13 protein-coding genes are annotated in these 14462 nt (G+C 73.2%); 9 read left to right on the forward strand and 4 right to left on the reverse strand.

Annotated elements, in window-relative coordinates; translation table 11 throughout:
* Window positions 1–181: 181 nt before the first annotated feature.
* Together dxs and ABZW10_RS34425 are read left to right on the forward strand one after the other, a co-directional pair.
* A complete protein-coding gene (dxs, locus tag ABZW10_RS34420; RefSeq protein ID WP_355374188.1) occupies window positions 182–2119 on the forward strand; it encodes a 1-deoxy-D-xylulose-5-phosphate synthase in 1938 nt (645 codons plus the stop codon).
* Window positions 2109–3530 (forward strand): aspartate aminotransferase family protein, encoded by a 1422-nt coding sequence (locus ABZW10_RS34425; protein ID WP_355374191.1) that lies wholly within the window; start codon window positions 2109–2111, stop codon window positions 3528–3530. The genes dxs and ABZW10_RS34425 overlap by 11 nt, the downstream gene beginning before the upstream one ends.
* A 75-nt stretch (window positions 3531–3605) precedes the next feature.
* Here the strand turns inward: ABZW10_RS34425 and ABZW10_RS34430 are convergent, their stop codons facing one another.
* Complete coding sequence (locus ABZW10_RS34430; protein ID WP_355374194.1) at window positions 3606–3878, reverse strand: DUF6343 family protein; 273 nt, start codon at window positions 3876–3878, stop codon at window positions 3606–3608.
* Window positions 3879–3985: 107 nt separating this feature from the next.
* Here ABZW10_RS34430 and ABZW10_RS34435 point away from each other — a divergent pair, with 107 nt between their 5' ends.
* Window positions 3986–4174 (forward strand): I78 family peptidase inhibitor, encoded by a 189-nt coding sequence (locus tag ABZW10_RS34435; protein WP_355374197.1) that lies wholly within the window; start codon window positions 3986–3988, stop codon window positions 4172–4174.
* Here the strand turns inward: ABZW10_RS34435 and ABZW10_RS34440 are convergent.
* Both ABZW10_RS34440 and fabG read right to left on the reverse strand, forming a co-directional pair.
* The gene (locus tag ABZW10_RS34440) at window positions 4125–4973 is read right to left on the reverse strand and encodes a phosphatase PAP2 family protein (RefSeq protein ID WP_355374199.1); all 849 of its coding nucleotides are present in this window, start codon (window positions 4971–4973) and stop codon (window positions 4125–4127) included. The two genes, ABZW10_RS34435 and ABZW10_RS34440, sit on opposite strands and share 50 nt — an antisense overlap.
* 232 nt (window positions 4974–5205) lie before the next feature.
* Window positions 5206–5973, reverse strand: a complete 768-nt coding sequence (fabG, locus tag ABZW10_RS34445) for a 3-oxoacyl-ACP reductase FabG (RefSeq protein WP_355374202.1) — start codon at window positions 5971–5973, stop codon at window positions 5206–5208.
* Window positions 5974–6533: 560 nt separating this feature from the next.
* Here fabG and ABZW10_RS34450 point away from each other — a divergent pair.
* Window positions 6534–7400, forward strand: coding sequence for a MarR family winged helix-turn-helix transcriptional regulator (locus ABZW10_RS34450; RefSeq protein WP_355374205.1), 867 nt, complete (start codon window positions 6534–6536; stop codon window positions 7398–7400).
* A 214-nt stretch (window positions 7401–7614) separates the two neighbouring features.
* Here ABZW10_RS34450 and ABZW10_RS34455 read toward each other — a convergent pair whose 3' ends face one another.
* Window positions 7615–8481, reverse strand: a complete 867-nt coding sequence (locus ABZW10_RS34455; protein ID WP_355374208.1) for an aldo/keto reductase — start codon at window positions 8479–8481, stop codon at window positions 7615–7617.
* A 279-nt stretch (window positions 8482–8760) separates the two neighbouring features.
* On the opposite strand from ABZW10_RS34455, the gene ABZW10_RS34460 reads away from it, so the two are divergent.
* From ABZW10_RS34460 to ABZW10_RS34480, 5 genes are all read left to right on the forward strand, one after another.
* Window positions 8761–10548, forward strand: coding sequence for an ABC transporter ATP-binding protein (locus ABZW10_RS34460; protein WP_355374211.1), 1788 nt, complete (start codon window positions 8761–8763; stop codon window positions 10546–10548).
* A gap of 52 nt (window positions 10549–10600) precedes the next feature.
* On the forward strand, window positions 10601–12373 hold the full coding sequence (locus ABZW10_RS34465) for an ABC transporter ATP-binding protein (RefSeq protein ID WP_355374214.1): 1773 nt from the start codon (window positions 10601–10603) through the stop codon (window positions 12371–12373).
* A gap of 145 nt (window positions 12374–12518) precedes the next feature.
* Window positions 12519–12761 (forward strand): LapA family protein, encoded by a 243-nt coding sequence (locus ABZW10_RS34470; RefSeq protein WP_355374216.1) that lies wholly within the window; start codon window positions 12519–12521, stop codon window positions 12759–12761.
* A gap of 50 nt (window positions 12762–12811) precedes the next feature.
* The gene (locus ABZW10_RS34475) at window positions 12812–13540 is read left to right on the forward strand and encodes an amino acid ABC transporter ATP-binding protein (RefSeq protein ID WP_355374283.1); all 729 of its coding nucleotides are present in this window, start codon (window positions 12812–12814) and stop codon (window positions 13538–13540) included.
* A 43-nt stretch (window positions 13541–13583) separates the two neighbouring features.
* A complete protein-coding gene (locus ABZW10_RS34480) occupies window positions 13584–14462 on the forward strand; it encodes a glutamate ABC transporter substrate-binding protein (RefSeq protein WP_355374286.1) in 879 nt (292 codons plus the stop codon).

Below are 14462 nucleotides of genomic sequence, written 5' to 3' on the forward strand. Positions count from 1 at the left end.
AACCGGGAAACTAACTTGGGCCCCCCCCCCACCGGCAACCCATTTGGGCGTTAACACGCGGTTTGGCCCCCCCGCCGGCCCCCCCCGCCGGCCCGGCCCGCCGACCCGGGCCGGGCCACCCCGCGCGGCACGGCCACGGCGGGGCACCAGCGCACCGCTCTCGAGTCGTGAGGTGAAAGCCATGTCACTGCTCTCCGGCGTCACATCCCCGGCGGACCTGCGAACCCTCCCGGCCGCCGAGCTGCCCCGGCTCGCCGACGAGATCCGCGACTTCCTGATCGACGCCGTCACCCGCACCGGCGGCCACCTCGGCCCCAACCTCGGCGTCGTCGAACTGACCATCGCCCTGCACCGGGTCTTCGACTCCCCGCGCGACCGGATCGTCTGGGACACCGGCCACCAGAGCTACGTCCACAAACTGCTCACCGGCCGCCAGGACTTCTCCCGGCTGCGTGCCAGGGGCGGCCTGTCCGGCTACCCCTCGCGCGCCGAGTCCGAGCACGACCTCGTCGAGAACTCGCACGCCTCCACCGCGCTCTCCTACGCCGACGGCCTGGCCAAGGCCAACCAGCTGCTCGGCCGCGACGACCCGGTGGTGGCCGTCATCGGCGACGGCGCGCTCACCGGGGGCCTCGCCTGGGAGGCGCTCAACAACATCGCCGCCGCCAAGGACCGCCCGCTCGTCATCGTCGTCAACGACAACGAGCGCTCCTACGCCCGCACCATCGGCGGACTCGCCAACCACCTCGCCGCGCTGCGCACCACCCAGGGCTACGAGCGCTTCCTCTCCTGGGGCAAGGACGCGCTGCAGCGCACCCCCGTGGTCGGCCAGCCGATCTTCGACGCGCTGCACGGCGCCAAGAAGGGCTTCAAGGACGCCTTCGCCCCGCAGGGCATGTTCGAGGACCTCGGTCTCAAGTACCTCGGCCCGATCGACGGCCACGACCTCACCGCCCTGGAGTCCGCGCTCACCAAGGCCCGCGGCTTCGGCGGCCCGGTCATCGTGCACTGCCTCACCGTCAAGGGCCGCGGCTACCGGCCCGCCGAGCAGGACGAGGCCGACCGCTTCCACGCCGTCAACCCGATCGACCCGTACACCTGCCTGCCGATCTCGCCCAGCGGCGGCGTCTCCTGGACCTCGGTGTTCGGCGACGAGCTGCTGGCCCTCGGCGCCGAGCGGCCGGACCTGGTGGCGATCACCGCGGCGATGCTCCAGCCGGTCGGCCTGGCCCCGTTCGCCAAGGCCTTCCCGGAGCGGACCTTCGACGTCGGCATCGCCGAGCAGCACGCCGTCACCAGCGCGGCGGGCCTGGCCACCGGCGGGCTGCACCCGGTGGTGGCGGTCTACGCGACCTTCCTCAACCGGGCCTTCGACCAGGTGCTGATGGACGTCGCCCTGCACGGGCTGGGCGTCACCTTCGTGCTGGACCGCTCCGGCGTCACCGGCAACGACGGCGCCTCGCACAACGGCATGTGGGACCTGTCGATCCTGCAGGTCGTCCCCGGCCTGCGGCTCGCCGCCCCGCGCGACGCCGACCAGCTGCGCGCCCAGCTGCGCGAGGCCGTCGAGGTCGACGACGCCCCGACCGTGCTCCGCTTCCCCAAGGGCACCGTCGGCCCGGCCGTGCCCGCCGTCGAGCGGACCGGCGGCGTGGACGTCCTGCTGCGCACCGGGGAGCTGCCGGAGATCCTGCTGATCGCCGTCGGCACCATGGCCGGCGCCGCGCTGGACGCGGCCCGGCTGCTGCTCGCCGAGGGCTTCACCGCGACCGTGGTCGACCCTCGCTGGGTCAAGCCGGTCGATCCGGCGCTGCCCGCGCTCGCCGCCGGGCACCGGCTGGTGGTCACCGTGGAGGACAACGGCCGGGTCGGTGGCGTCGGCGCGGCGATCGCGCTGGCGCTGCGCGACGCGGACGTGGACGTCCCGGTGCGGGTGCTGGGTCTGCCGCAGGAGTTCCTCGGGCACGCCGCGCGCGGCGAGATCCTGGAGGAGGCCGGGCTGACCGGCACCGGGGTCGCCGCCCAGACCGCCGCCTTCGCCAAGCACCTGCTACCGGCCCGAGGACTACCGGACCGGGGACTTCCGAACCGAGGAGCGAACCAGCACCATGCCGGCTGACCCCGACAGCACCGACCGCCTCGACCGTCCGGGCGGCTTCGACCTGGCCGCCCTGCTCGCCGAACGCGGCGGCGAGCGGTACGAGCTGCAGAGCCGCTACCTGAACCCGCAGCTGACCCGGATGCTGCACACCATCGGCTTTGACAAGTACTACGAACGGGCCCGCGGGCAGTACTTCTACGACGCCGAGGGCAACGAGTACCTCGACATGCTGGCCGGCTTCGGCATCTTCGCGCTGGGCCGCCACCACCCCGTGGTCCGCTCGGCCGTCCAGCAGGTGATGGACCTCGACCTGCCGGACCTGGTGCGCTTCGACTGCTCGCCGCTGCCCGGCCTGCTCGCCGAACGCCTGCTGTCGTACGCGCCCGGACTGGACCGGGTGTTCTTCGGCAACAGCGGCACCGAGGCGGTGGAGACCGCACTCAAGTTCGCCCGGTACGCCACCGGCCGCAAGCGGATCCTCTACGCCGACCACGCCTTCCACGGGCTGACCACCGGATCGCTCTCGGTGAACGGCGAGAGCGGGTTCCGCAAGGGCTTCGACCCGCTGCTGCCGGACACCGCGATCCCGCTCGGCGACCTGGCGGCCCTGGCCAAGGAGCTGAAGCGCGGCGACGTCGCGGCGCTGATCGTCGAGCCGATCCAGGGCAAGGGCGTGCAGGCGGCCCCGCCCGGCTGGCTGCGGGCCGCGCAGGAGCTGCTGCACGAGCACAAGGCCCTGCTGATCTGCGACGAGGTGCAGACCGGCATCGGGCGCACCGGCGACTTCTTCGCCTACCAGCACGAGGACGGCGTGCTGCCGGACCTGGTCTGCGCGGCCAAGGCGCTCTCCGGCGGCTACGTGCCGGTCGGGGCGACCCTCGGCAAGGGCTGGATCTTCGAGAAGGTGTACTCCTCGATGGACCGGGTGCTGGTGCACTCCGCCAGCTTCGGCTCCAACGCCCAGGCGATGGCGGCCGGCCTGGCGACCCTGGAGGTCCTCCGGGACGAGCGGGTGGTGGAGAACGCCCGCAAGGTGGGCGACCACTTCCGGGAGCGGCTCACCGAACTGGTCGACCGCTACGAGCTGCTCGCCGAGGTGCGCGGGCGCGGGCTGATGATCGGCATCGAGTTCGGCCGGCCGAAGTCGCTGAAGCTGCGGACCGGATGGACGGCGCTGCAGGCGGCCCGCAAGGGCCTGTTCGCCCAGATGGTGGTCGTCCCGCTGCTGCAGCGGCACCGGATCCTCACCCAGGTGTCCGGGGACCACCTGGAGGTGATCAAGCTGATCCCGCCGCTGATCATCACCGAGCGGGACGTGGACCGGTTCATGGCGGCCTTCACCGAGGTGATGGAGGACGCGCACCGGGGGAGCGGCCTGATGTGGGACTTCGGCCGGACGCTGGTCAAGCAGGCGGTCAGCAACCGCTGAGTCCGTGCGGGGGGGGGGATCCGTTCGGGGGGTGGGAGGCCGGGACCGGCTTCCCGCCCCGCGGGAGACACCGCGTCAGAGCTCGGTCCGGCGGCGCCGGATGACGACGACGAGATCGACGACGGCGAACAGGGTGAGGATTCCGCAGGCCACGGCGAAGCCGGTGAGGGTGCCCCGGCTCGGCGCCCCGAACGCGGGGGCGTTCGCGGCCCAGAACGCGAAGGCCCCGGTGGCCAGCGCGAACAGCGGGGTGAAGGTCAGCGAGAGCAGGTAGCGCAGCTTGAGGTCGCTGCGGGCGGTGGCGGGCTCGGTGCCGCTGCGCCATCGTCGCGGGGTGGTGGCGGGCATCCGCGGTCACCTCCCGGTGCTGCCGGTCCCCCCGGTCCGTGCGGCCGGTTCCGTACGGACGGTCTACGATTCCAGCGTACGTCCGCTGGGCGAGCCGGGGAGGGGCGATGACGGACACGGACGCGGAGGGTTACGCGGGGCTGCGGGTCGAGCGGGCCGAGGAGCTGGCCCGCCGGCACGGCTGGGCCTCGGTGCGAGTGCTGCCGCAGGGGGCGGCGATGACCATGGACTACCGGGAGGGGCGGCTCAACCTCGCGGTGCGCGACGGGCTGGTGGTACGCAGCTGGGAGGGGTGAGCCCGGTCCCGGCCGCCCGCCGGCGCCGGGTGAGCCGGCGTTCGGCGGCCAGCACCAGCGGTTCCAGCAGCGGGAGCGAGAGCAGGACGAGCAGCCCGGCGGCCCAGCCGGCCAGCACGTCGGTGACCCAGTGGGTGCCCAGGTAGACGGTGGTGAGGCCGACCGACCAGGCGGTGGCGCCCGCCAGCAGCGCGCCGAGGCGCCGCCAGCGGACCGCCAGGTAGGCGAGCACGCCCCAGGTGACCACGGCGTTCGCGGTGTGGCCGGAGGGGAAGATGGTGCCGCCGGAGAAGAGCTCGGGGGAGCCGACGTACCGGGCGTAGTGGGGGCCGAGCCGGCCGGTGACGATCTTGACTCCGCCGACCGTGAGGTTCAGCAGCAGCAGGGCGGCGCCCATCACCAGCAGCGGCCGGATCCGGCCCAGCCGGCGGGCGCGCCAGCCGAGCCAGGCGAAGGCGGCGAGGGCGGAGGGGCCGCGCTGGCCGGCCACCACCCAGGTGTCGAGCAGCGGCTGCAGGCCGGGCCAGTGCTCCTCGGGCCGGTACAGGCGTATCTTCCAGTCGAGGTCGACCAGCGAGGTGTCCAGCAGGACGGCGACGGCGACCAGCAGGTAGCCGAGCGCGGCGAGGCCCAGCAGGGCGGTCTGCCGGCGGCCGAGGGGCGGGCGGGCGGACCCTCGGCGGGGGGCGCGCGGGTGCTCGGGGCGGGTGGCGCGCGGGCGCTCGCGGCGGACGGTCGGGTGCTCGGGGCGGGTGGTCAGGGGCTCGGGGCGGCCAGGCTGTTCACGCGGCGCTTGCACGGCGGTGAACCTACCCAGCGACGCAGCGTGATTCCCTGTTCCATTCGGAATTCCCCGGCAAAGCCGTTCTCCGATCGGCCAAGGTCTGTTTCAGGACGATCCAACGGCGTTTTCGGATCGAATGCCCGTAAGGGGTTCGTGTGCTTTTCCCCAAGTTCGGGCAAAAAGAACGGGGCGGGAGACCGGACGCCCCGGTTCCCACCCCGTGGTAACCCTGTGTAGGTCCGGTGGCTCAGTCGAGGGGGCCGCCGGCCACGTAGAGGACCTGTCCGGAGACGAAGCCGGCGCCCTCCGAGGCGAAGAACGCGATGGCGTTGGCCACGTCCTGCGGCACGCCGACCCGCTGGACCGGGATCTGGGTGGCGGCGGCGGCCTTGAAGTCCTCGAAGTCCATGCCGACCCGGGCGGCCGTGGCGGCGGTCATGTCGGTGGCGATGAAGCCGGGCGCGACCGCGTTGGCGGTGATGCCGAACTTGCCGAGCTCGATGGCCAGGGTCTTGGTGAAGCCCTGCAGACCGGCCTTGGCGGCCGAGTAGTTGGCCTGGCCGCGGTTGCCCTGGGCGGAGGACGACGACAGGTTGACGATCCGTCCGAAACCGGCGTCCACCATGTACTTCTGGACCGCCCGGGTCATCAGGAACGCGCCGCGCAGGTGCACGTTCATGACCGTGTCCCAGTCCGACTCGGTCATCTTGAAGATCAGGTTGTCGCGCAGCACGCCCGCGTTGTTGACGAGCACGACCGGCGCGCCGAGTTCGGCGGCGATCCGCTCGACGGCGGCCTGGACCTGGCCGGCGTCCGAGACGTCGGCGCCGACGGCGAGGGCGCGGCCGCCGGCGGCGGTGATGCGCTCGACGGTCTCCCGGCCGGCCGACTCCTCCAGGTCGAGGACGGCCACCGCGTAGCCGTCGGCGGCCAGTCGCTCGGCGGTGGCGGCACCCAGTCCGCGCGCGGCGCCGGTGACGACGGCGACCCGGGGGGTGGTGGTCTGCTCGGTCATGCTCGGTCTCGTCTCTCTCGGAGTAATCGGGCGTTGTTGCAGGTCAGTTGCAGGTGGCCAGGGTTCGCAGCCCACCCGGTCGGCGCCGGTCGCGCTCCGGAGTCGGCCCGCCGGACGGCCGGGTGCGGGCCCGGGAACCCAGGAAACTCCCAGGAACCGCTCGGGAGCATCCGGGTTCCACCGGGCCGCCCCGCAGGCCCGATCCGCCCCGGTGGCCACACCCTACCGGCGGGTAGGGGGCTCGGCCAGGGTGAAGGCGCAGGTGACCGTGGGTAAGGACCGACCGGTCGGCTTTCTCCTGCGAACGGGTTACCGGCGGGTCGGCGCGGCGAGTAAATATGCCAATGTTGCCGAACCTGCGTCTACTATCCGCCCCTGCCTGCCAGCGAGGGCCCGCCGTTTGTATAGTGTCCGCCAGCAGCCACCGGCTGCACGGCTGGAGCGCCCTCCCGAACAGCGGGACGCCCACTCGCCGTTACTGCCCCACCCGGGTGTCCCACACACACCGGGTGTGACATCGGGACGGATACATGGTGCTGGGGGAGATCCCGACGACCCGCGTGTCCGCGCGACTGCAGCAGTCGCCCGGACACCTCATCCGCGTTGCACAGCAGGTCCACACCCGTCTGTGGTCCGAACACGTCGGAGCCGATCTCACGGCTCCGCAGTTCGCGGTCCTGCTGGTCCTCGCCCTCGAACCGGGCGCCGACCAGCGCACGGTGGGAGAGCGTGCCTCGCTCGACAAGGCCACGATGGCCGAGATGGTCGCCCGGCTGGTCCGGCGCGGCCTGGTGCTGCGGCGCCGAGACCCGGCCGACGGCCGGCGCAAGTTGCTCGCTCTCTCGCAGAGCGGGGCCCAGGCTGTCCGTGAGGCCACCGGCGGAGTGGTCCGCGTGCAGCGCACGCTCTTCGAGCCGCTCACTCCGGAGGAGCAGCTGGAGATCGTCCGTGTGATGGCCAAGATAGCCAGACTGGAGCCGGCCCAGGTCGCCGTCCTGACGGACGCGCGACCGATGCTGGACGCCCAGCGGGCGATCGGCTACCTGATCCGGGTGAGCCAGCAGGTGCACACCAAGCTCTGGTCGGAGCACGTCGGTTCGGAGCTGACGGCGCCGCAGTACGCGGTGCTCGACGCGCTCGAACTGGAGCCGGGCGCCGACCAGCGCACGGTGGGCGAGCTGGCGTCGCTGGACAAGGCCACGATGGCCGAGATGGTCAGCCGGCTGGTCCGGCGCGGCCTGGTCCAGCGTCGCCGCGACCCCTCGGACGGACGGCGCAACCTGCTCTCGCTCTCACCCGCGGGACAGGACCTGCTGCACCGTTCGGCCGCGGGCGTCGCCCAGGTCCAGCTGCTGCTGCTGGCGCCGCTGGAGGAGGACGAGCACGAGGCCGCGCTCGCGCTGATCGCCAAGGCGGCCCGGCTGTAGCCGGAACGTCGCGACTGTCAGCCAAAACGATTCATCAGTCGGCCGCCGGTCGGTCGCCAGTCGTCCGCCGGCCGATCAGGGCCCGCCGGTCCCGGGCCGTCGACGGGCTCCGCCCGTCAACGCGGTGAAGGCCGCCCTCCCCGAACGGGGGAGGGCGGCCTTCGCGTCGGGCGCGGGGTGACCGGTCCTCGGGCGGCCGGGGCCGCCGGGCGGGTCAGCTCCAGTCGAACTCCTGCGGGTCCGGGCCGATCCGGGTGCCGGTGGCGATGCCGGCGACCGCGGCGAGGTCCTCGGCGTCCAGCTCGAAGCCGGCGACGTCCAGGTTCTCCTTGATCCGCGACGGGGTGACCGACTTCGGGATCGCGATGACACCGCTCTGCAGGTGCCAGCGGAGCACCACCTGGGCGACGGTGCGGCCGTGCTTGTCGGCGATCCGGGCCAGCGCCGGCTCGGACAGCAGCTCCTTGCCCTGGCCGAGCGGGCTCCACGCCTCGGTGGCGATGCCGTGCCGGGCGTGGAAGGCGCGCAGCTCCTCCTGCGGGAAGTACGGGTGCAGCTCGACCTGGTTCAGCGCCGGCAGGAGCGAGGACTCCTCGACGATCCGGGTCAGCTGCTCGGTGCCGAAGTTGGAGACGCCGACCGAGCGGACCCGGCCGTCGGCCTTCAGCTGCTCCAGCGCCTTCCAGACGTTGAGGTAGCTGCCGTGCATCGGACGCGGCCAGTGGATGAGGTAGAGGTCGAGGTAGTCCAGGCCGAGCCGGTCCAGCGAGGCGTCGAACTCGCGCAGCACCGCGTCGCGGCCCTGCTCGCCGGACCAGTCGCGGGTGCCGGAGTTCCACAGCTTGGTGGTGATGTACAGGTCCTCGCGGGCGACGGCGCCGCCGGCCAGGGCCTCGGCGATCGCCTTGCCGGTGCCGGCCTCGTTCTCGTAGATCGCGGCGGTGTCGATCGAGCGGTAGCCGGCCTCGATCGCGGTGCGGACGGCGGCGGTGGCCTCCGCGTCCGGCACCTGCCAGACCCCGAAGCCGAGCTGGGGGATCCGGGTGCCGTCGTTGAGCGTGATGCTGGGAATGTTGCTCACGGAAGGAGTGCCCTCTCCTGGTCGTCCATGTGGTTCTGTGGTCCTGATGGGGCAACCGGGGCGCTGGTCGGGAATGTTCCCGGCGGGGGGAAATTTTCCGACGCGTGCTACCGGCGCGTGCACAACACTACGGCGTCGGCCGGGTGCCTGGAAAACCTGTTGCGCAGATCACATCCGGGTTGGCAGGCTCACTGCCATGACCTCTTGACGAACCCACGGCCGTGACCCTACCGGCCGTCCTCCGCACCCTCCGCCCGCACCGCCCCGCAACGGATCGTCATGCTGCTCAAAACCCTCCCCCTGGCCGATCCCGGTCGGCCCGAACTGTCCTCCCCCTCCGCCTTCCTGCGCCGGCTCCGGCGCGACCAGCGGCGCGGCCAGGTGCTCGCCACCTGCTGGGCGCTGCTGGAGATGGGCTGTCAGGCCGCCCTTCCGGTGCCGGTCGGCCTCGGTGTGCAGGCCGTCGTCGACGGGGACTCCGGCGCCCTGTGGCGGGCCGGCGCGCTCGCCCTGGCCCTGGCCGCGGTGTCCGCGGTCGGTACCGTGCTGCTGCACCGCCAGTCGGTCTGGAACTGGATCCACGCCGTCACCCAGGTCCGTCAGCTGGTGTCCCGTCAGGCCTCCCACCTCGGCTCCGGGCTGTCCCGGCGGATCGCCACCGGCGAGATCGTCGCGGTCGGCAGCGGGGACGTCGAGAAGATCGGCTGGTACGTCGAACTCCTCGCCCGGCTGCGCGGCGCGGTCGCCGTCTGGCTGGCCACCGGCACCGCGGTGCTCGTCGTCCAGCCGACGCTCGGTCTGGCCGTCCTGCTCGGGGTGCCGGTGCTCGCCGCCTCGGTCTGGCCGCTGCTCGCGCCGCTGGAGCGCCGCTACGGCGAGCAGCGCGCCCTCGGCGGCAAGGCCACCGAGCTGGCCGCCGACACGGTGGCCGGGCTCCGGGTGCTGCGCGGCATCGGTGGTGAGGAGCTCTTCCTCGACCGCTACCGGGCCGCCTCCCAGAAGGTCCGCGCCGCGGCCGTCCGCTCGGCCCGGATCCGGTCCCTGATGCAGGCCCAGCAGGTGCTGCTGCCCGGCCTCTTCGTGGTCGGCGTCACCTGGTACGGCGTCCGGCTGGCGGCCGACGGGCGGATCTCGGTGGGCACCCTGGTCGCGGTCTACGGCGCCACCGCGTTCCTGGCCGCGCCGCTGCGGATCCTCGGCGAGGCGGCGCACGCCTGGAGCGTGGCCAAGGTCTCCGCCGGGCGCGCCGTGCGGGTGCTCTCGCTGGCCCGCACCGAGGGCGGTGCGGACGCCCGGCTCGCCGACCCGGCCCGCTCCGACCTGTTCGACCCGCTCACCGGGCTGACCGCCCGGGCCGGCGAGCTGACCGCCGTGGTCTGCGGCGACCCGGACTTCGCCGGCGCGCTCGCCGAACGGCTCGGCGGGCACGTCCCGCTGGGCGACGAGGGGCGGCCGCAGCCCTCCGTCCGCCTCGGCGGCACCGAGCTGGACGCCGTCCCGCTGGCCGAAGCACGGGCCGCGGTCCTGGTGCACGACAAGGAACCGGTGCTGCTCTCCGGCACCCTGGCGGCGCTGTTCGACGTTCCGGCCTCCGGCCGGGTCGATCCGTGGGAGGCGCTCGCCGCGGCCCGCGCGCAGGACGTGCTGGACGCGTTGGCGGACGGCGCCCGGGCCCCCTCGGACGCGGCGGGAGGGGAGGACGTGATGGCGGCGGAGATCACCGAACGGGGGCGCTCACTGTCCGGTGGGCAGCGGCAGCGGCTGGCGCTGGCCCGGTCGCTGCTGGCCGACCCGCCGGTGCTGGTGCTGGACGAGCCGACCAGCGCGGTCGACGCGCACACCGAGTCCCGGATCGCCGCCGGGCTGCGGAAGAACCGTGAGGGGCGCACCACGGTGGTCTTCGCCACCAGTCCGCTGCTGCTCGACCAGGCGGACCGGGTGGTGCTGGTGCGCGGCGGCCGGGTCGCGGCGAGCGGCGTCCACCGCGAGCTGATGCAGACGGAGCCGGCCTACCGGGCGGTGGTCACCCGCGCCGAGGAGCCGGCACCGGCGGGGGAGCCGTCATGAGGACCACCGCCGCCCGGAGGGGCGCGCACCGCAGCGAGTCGAGGAGTGACGCATGAAGCCCCCCGCCCACCAGGAGCAGCGGCCGGCCACCACCCTGCCGGTCGGCTCGCCCACCGCCGTGCGCGCGTACGTGCGACTGCTGGCCCGGCGTCACCGGGGAGCCTTCTCGGCCGTGGTCGGGCTGCACGCGGTGGCCACCGTGGCCGGGCTGGTCGGCCCCTGGGTGCTCGGCACGCTCGTCGAGTCACTGGCCGCCGGCACCGCCGGGTCCACCCTCACCGTCGCCGTGGCCTGGTACCTGCTCGCGCTGGCGGCGCAGTCCGCGTTCACCTGGTGGTCGCGGCTGCGCGGCGCGGTGCTCGGCGAGCGGGTGCTGGCCGACCTGCGGGAGGACTTCCTGGTCCGTTCGGTGGCGCTGCCCACCGGTGTCCTGGAGCGGGCCGGTACGGGGGACCTGGTCTCCCGGGGCACGACCGACATCGACCGGCTGGACAAGTCGGTGCGCCAGGCGGTGCCGGAGCTGGCCGTGGCGGTCGTCTCGCTGCTGCTGGTGCTCGGGGCCCTGGTGGTGACCTCGCCGCTGCTGGCGCTCTCCTCGCTGATCGGCGTGCCGGTGCTGCTGGTCTCCTCCCGCTGGTACTTCCGGCGGGCCCCGCAGTCCTACCGCAGCGAGTCGGCGGGGTACGCGGCGGTGAACTCCGTCCTGGCCGAGACGGTCGACGCCGGGCGCACGGTCGAGGCGCTGCGGCTCGGCGAGCAGCGGGTCCGGCTGACCGACCGCAAGCTGACGGAGTGGATCGCCTGGGAGCGGTACACCCTCTGGCTGCGCTCGGCCTGGTTCCCGACCATCGACGCGACGTACACGCTGGCCGTGCTCGGTCCGCTGGTCCTGGGCGGGCTGTTCGCGCTGCGGGGCTGGATCACCGTGGGCCAGCTGACCACCGGGGTGCTGTACGCCCAGGCCCTGGCGGCGCCGGCCGATCTGCTCCTGCGCTGGTACGACGAGCTGCAGATCGGCCAGGCCTCGCTGGCCCGGCTGGTCGGCGTCCAGGAGGTGCCGCGGGCCGTGGGCGACCACGAGGTCCGGCCGAGCGGGCGGCAGGTCGAGGCGCGGGACGTGCGCTTCGGCTACCGGGAGGGCGCCGACGTGCTGCACGGCATCAGCCTGGACGTCGCCCCGGGCAGCCGGGTGGCGCTGGTCGGCCCGTCCGGGGCGGGCAAGTCCACCCTGGGCCGGCTGCTGGCCGGGATCTACGCCCCCGGCCGGGGCAGCGTGACCCTCGGCGGGGCGGCGCTGTCGCGGATGCCGGCCGAGCGGGTGCGCGCCGAGGTGGCGCTGGTCAACCAGGAGCACCACGTCTTCGTCGGGACGCTGCGCGACAACCTGCGGCTGGCCGCGCCGGACGCCGACGACGCCGAGCTGCGCCGGGCGCTGGACGCGGTGGACGCCGGGGCGTGGGTGGACGCGCTGGAGGCCGGGCTGGACACCGAGGTCGGCTCCGGCGGCGCCGCGCTGACGCCGCCGCAGGCCCAGCAGCTGGCGCTGGCCCGGCTGGTGCTGGCCGATCCGCACACCCTGGTGCTGGACGAGGCCACCTCGCTGCTGGACCCGCGGGCCGCCCGGCACCTGGAGCGCTCGCTCTCCCGGGTGCTGGAGGGCCGGACGGTGATCGCGATCGCCCACCGGCTGCACACCGCCCACGACGCCGACGTGATCGCGGTGGTGGAGGACGGGCGGATCAGCGAGTACGGCAGCCACCCCGAGCTGGTGGCGGCCGGCGGTCCGTACGCGGCGCTCTGGCGCTCCTGGCGCGACGAACACTGACGAACACCGGCGAACACCGGCGAACGCCGATGAACACTGACGGAGGGTGACGGGTGGTGGCCCGCACAGGACAAGACCGTCCGGTGCGGGCCGCTTCCGGCCGCGTATACGGGCAAATGCGCCCAAGTACCCGCAGAATGCTCGGGTGACTAAGATTTCGGACTCCTCTGGTACCAAACGCGGCGAGATCGGCGGCATCCCCACCCGCTACATCGGGATCGGCGTCATCGTCGTCCTCGCCGCCTGGTTCCTGTTCGCCAACCTCGACAAGGTGAAGATCCAGTTCTGGGTGTTCACCGTGACCGCCCCACTCTGGATCGCCCTGCTGGCCACCCTGCTCGCCGGTGTGGCGCTCGGCTGGCTGCTGAAGGGGCGGCGCGGGAAGTGAGCGCCGACGCCGGGCCGCTCTCGGCGTCCGGGCCGGGCGGCGTCGCCCCGCTGATCGAGCTGCGCGGCGTCAACAAGCACTTCGGTTCGCTGCACGTCCTGCAGGACGTCGAGCTGACCGTCGGCCGGGGCGAGGTGGTGGTCGTGATCGGCCCCTCCGGCTCCGGCAAGTCCACGCTCTGCCGGGCCATCAACCGGCTGGAGCCGGTCGAGTCCGGCACCATCCTGATCGACGGCCGGCCCCTGCCCGAGGAGGGCAAGGGGCTGGCCCGGCTGCGTGCCGAGGTCGGAATGGTGTTCCAGTCCTTCAACCTGTTCGCGCACCGGACCGTGCTGCAGAACGTCTCACTGGCGCAGGTGAAGGTGCGCGGGCGGAGCAGGTCGCAGGCCGACGACAGGTCACGGGCGCTGCTGGACCGGGTCGGGCTGGCCGCGCACGCCGACAAGTACCCGGCCCAGCTGTCCGGCGGCCAGCAGCAGCGGGTGGCGATCGCCCGGGCGCTGGCGATGGAGCCCAAGGCCCTGCTGTTCGACGAGCCGACCTCGGCGCTCGACCCCGAGATGATCACCGAGGTGCTGGACGTGATGCGTCAGCTGGCGCACGAGGGCATGACGATGATCGTGGTGACCCACGAGATGGGCTTCGCCCGCGCGTCCGCCAACCGGGTGGTCTTCATGGCGGACGGACGGATCGTCGAGGACCGGGCCCCGGAGGAGTTCTTCAGCGCCCCGCGCAGCGAGCGCGCCCGGGACTTCCTCTCCAAGATCCTGAAGCACTGAGGCCGGCCCCGTGCAGAAGCCCACCACCCTCGCGGCCACGGTCCTGCTGCCGGTCCTGCTGCCCGCTCTGCTGCTGTCCGGCTGCGGCAAGGCCGGCACCCCGCCGCCCAAGGGGCCGCAGCCCAGCGCCCTGCCCAGCTACCAGGTGGCGACCGGGACCCCGGCGAGCGGTTCGCCGACCCTGGCGGCGGCCCGCGCCCGCGGCCACCTGGTGGTCGGCGCCAAGGAGGACCAGCCCTATCTGGGCGAGAAGAACCCGGCCACCGGCGAGTACTCCGGCTTCGACATCGAGATCGCCAAGATGGTCGCCGCCGACCTCGGGTTCGGCCCGGACCGGATCGAGTTCCGCACCATCGCCTCCGCCAACCGCGAGACCGCGCTGCAGAACGGCCAGGTCGACTACTACGTCGGCACCTACACCATCAACGACAACCGCAAGAAGCTGGTCGGCTTCGCCGGTCCGTACTTCATGGCCGGGCAGTCGCTGCTGGTGCGCAGGAACAACAAGGACATCAACGGCCCGCAGGACCTGGACGGCAGGACGGTCTGCTCGGCGGCCGGCTCCACCCCGTACCAGCGGATCCAGAAGCAGTACCCGAAGGCGAAGCTGATCGGCTACGACACCTACTCGGCCTGCGTCGACAACCTGATCACCTCCCAGGCGGACGCGGTCACCACGGACAACACCATCCTGCTCGGCTACGCGGCCAAGGTGCCGGACGAGCTCAAGGTGGTCGGGCCGCTGTTCTCCCAGGAGCCGTACGGGATCGGCACGCCGAAGGACGACACCGTGCTGCGCGGCGCGCTCGACGACGCGCTGGCGCACCACGAGGAGAACGGCGACTGGAAGAAGGCCTACGACGCGACCCTGGGCCTGTCCGGGGTGCCCGCGCCGGCCCCGCCACCGATCGACCGGTACTGA

The organism is Kitasatospora sp. NPDC004723, from assembly GCF_040609255.1.
Classification (GTDB): Bacteria; Actinomycetota; Actinomycetes; order Streptomycetales; family Streptomycetaceae; genus Kitasatospora.

Excerpts from the sequence above, each read along its gene's own strand:
- dxs (WP_355374188.1), top strand. The coding sequence starts at position 182 with ATGTCACTGCTCTCCGGCGTCACATCCCCGGCGGACCTGCGAACCCTC.
- ABZW10_RS34425 (WP_355374191.1), top strand. The coding sequence starts at position 2,109 with ATGCCGGCTGACCCCGACAGCACCGACCGCCTCGACCGTCCGGGCGGC.
- ABZW10_RS34430 (WP_355374194.1), bottom strand. The coding sequence starts at position 3,878 with ATGCCCGCCACCACCCCGCGACGATGGCGCAGCGGCACCGAGCCCGCC.
- ABZW10_RS34435 (WP_355374197.1), top strand. The coding sequence starts at position 3,986 with ATGACGGACACGGACGCGGAGGGTTACGCGGGGCTGCGGGTCGAGCGG.
- fabG (WP_355374202.1), bottom strand. The coding sequence starts at position 5,973 with ATGACCGAGCAGACCACCACCCCCCGGGTCGCCGTCGTCACCGGCGCC.
- ABZW10_RS34460 (WP_355374211.1), top strand. The coding sequence starts at position 8,761 with ATGCTGCTCAAAACCCTCCCCCTGGCCGATCCCGGTCGGCCCGAACTG.
- ABZW10_RS34465 (WP_355374214.1), top strand. The coding sequence starts at position 10,601 with ATGAAGCCCCCCGCCCACCAGGAGCAGCGGCCGGCCACCACCCTGCCG.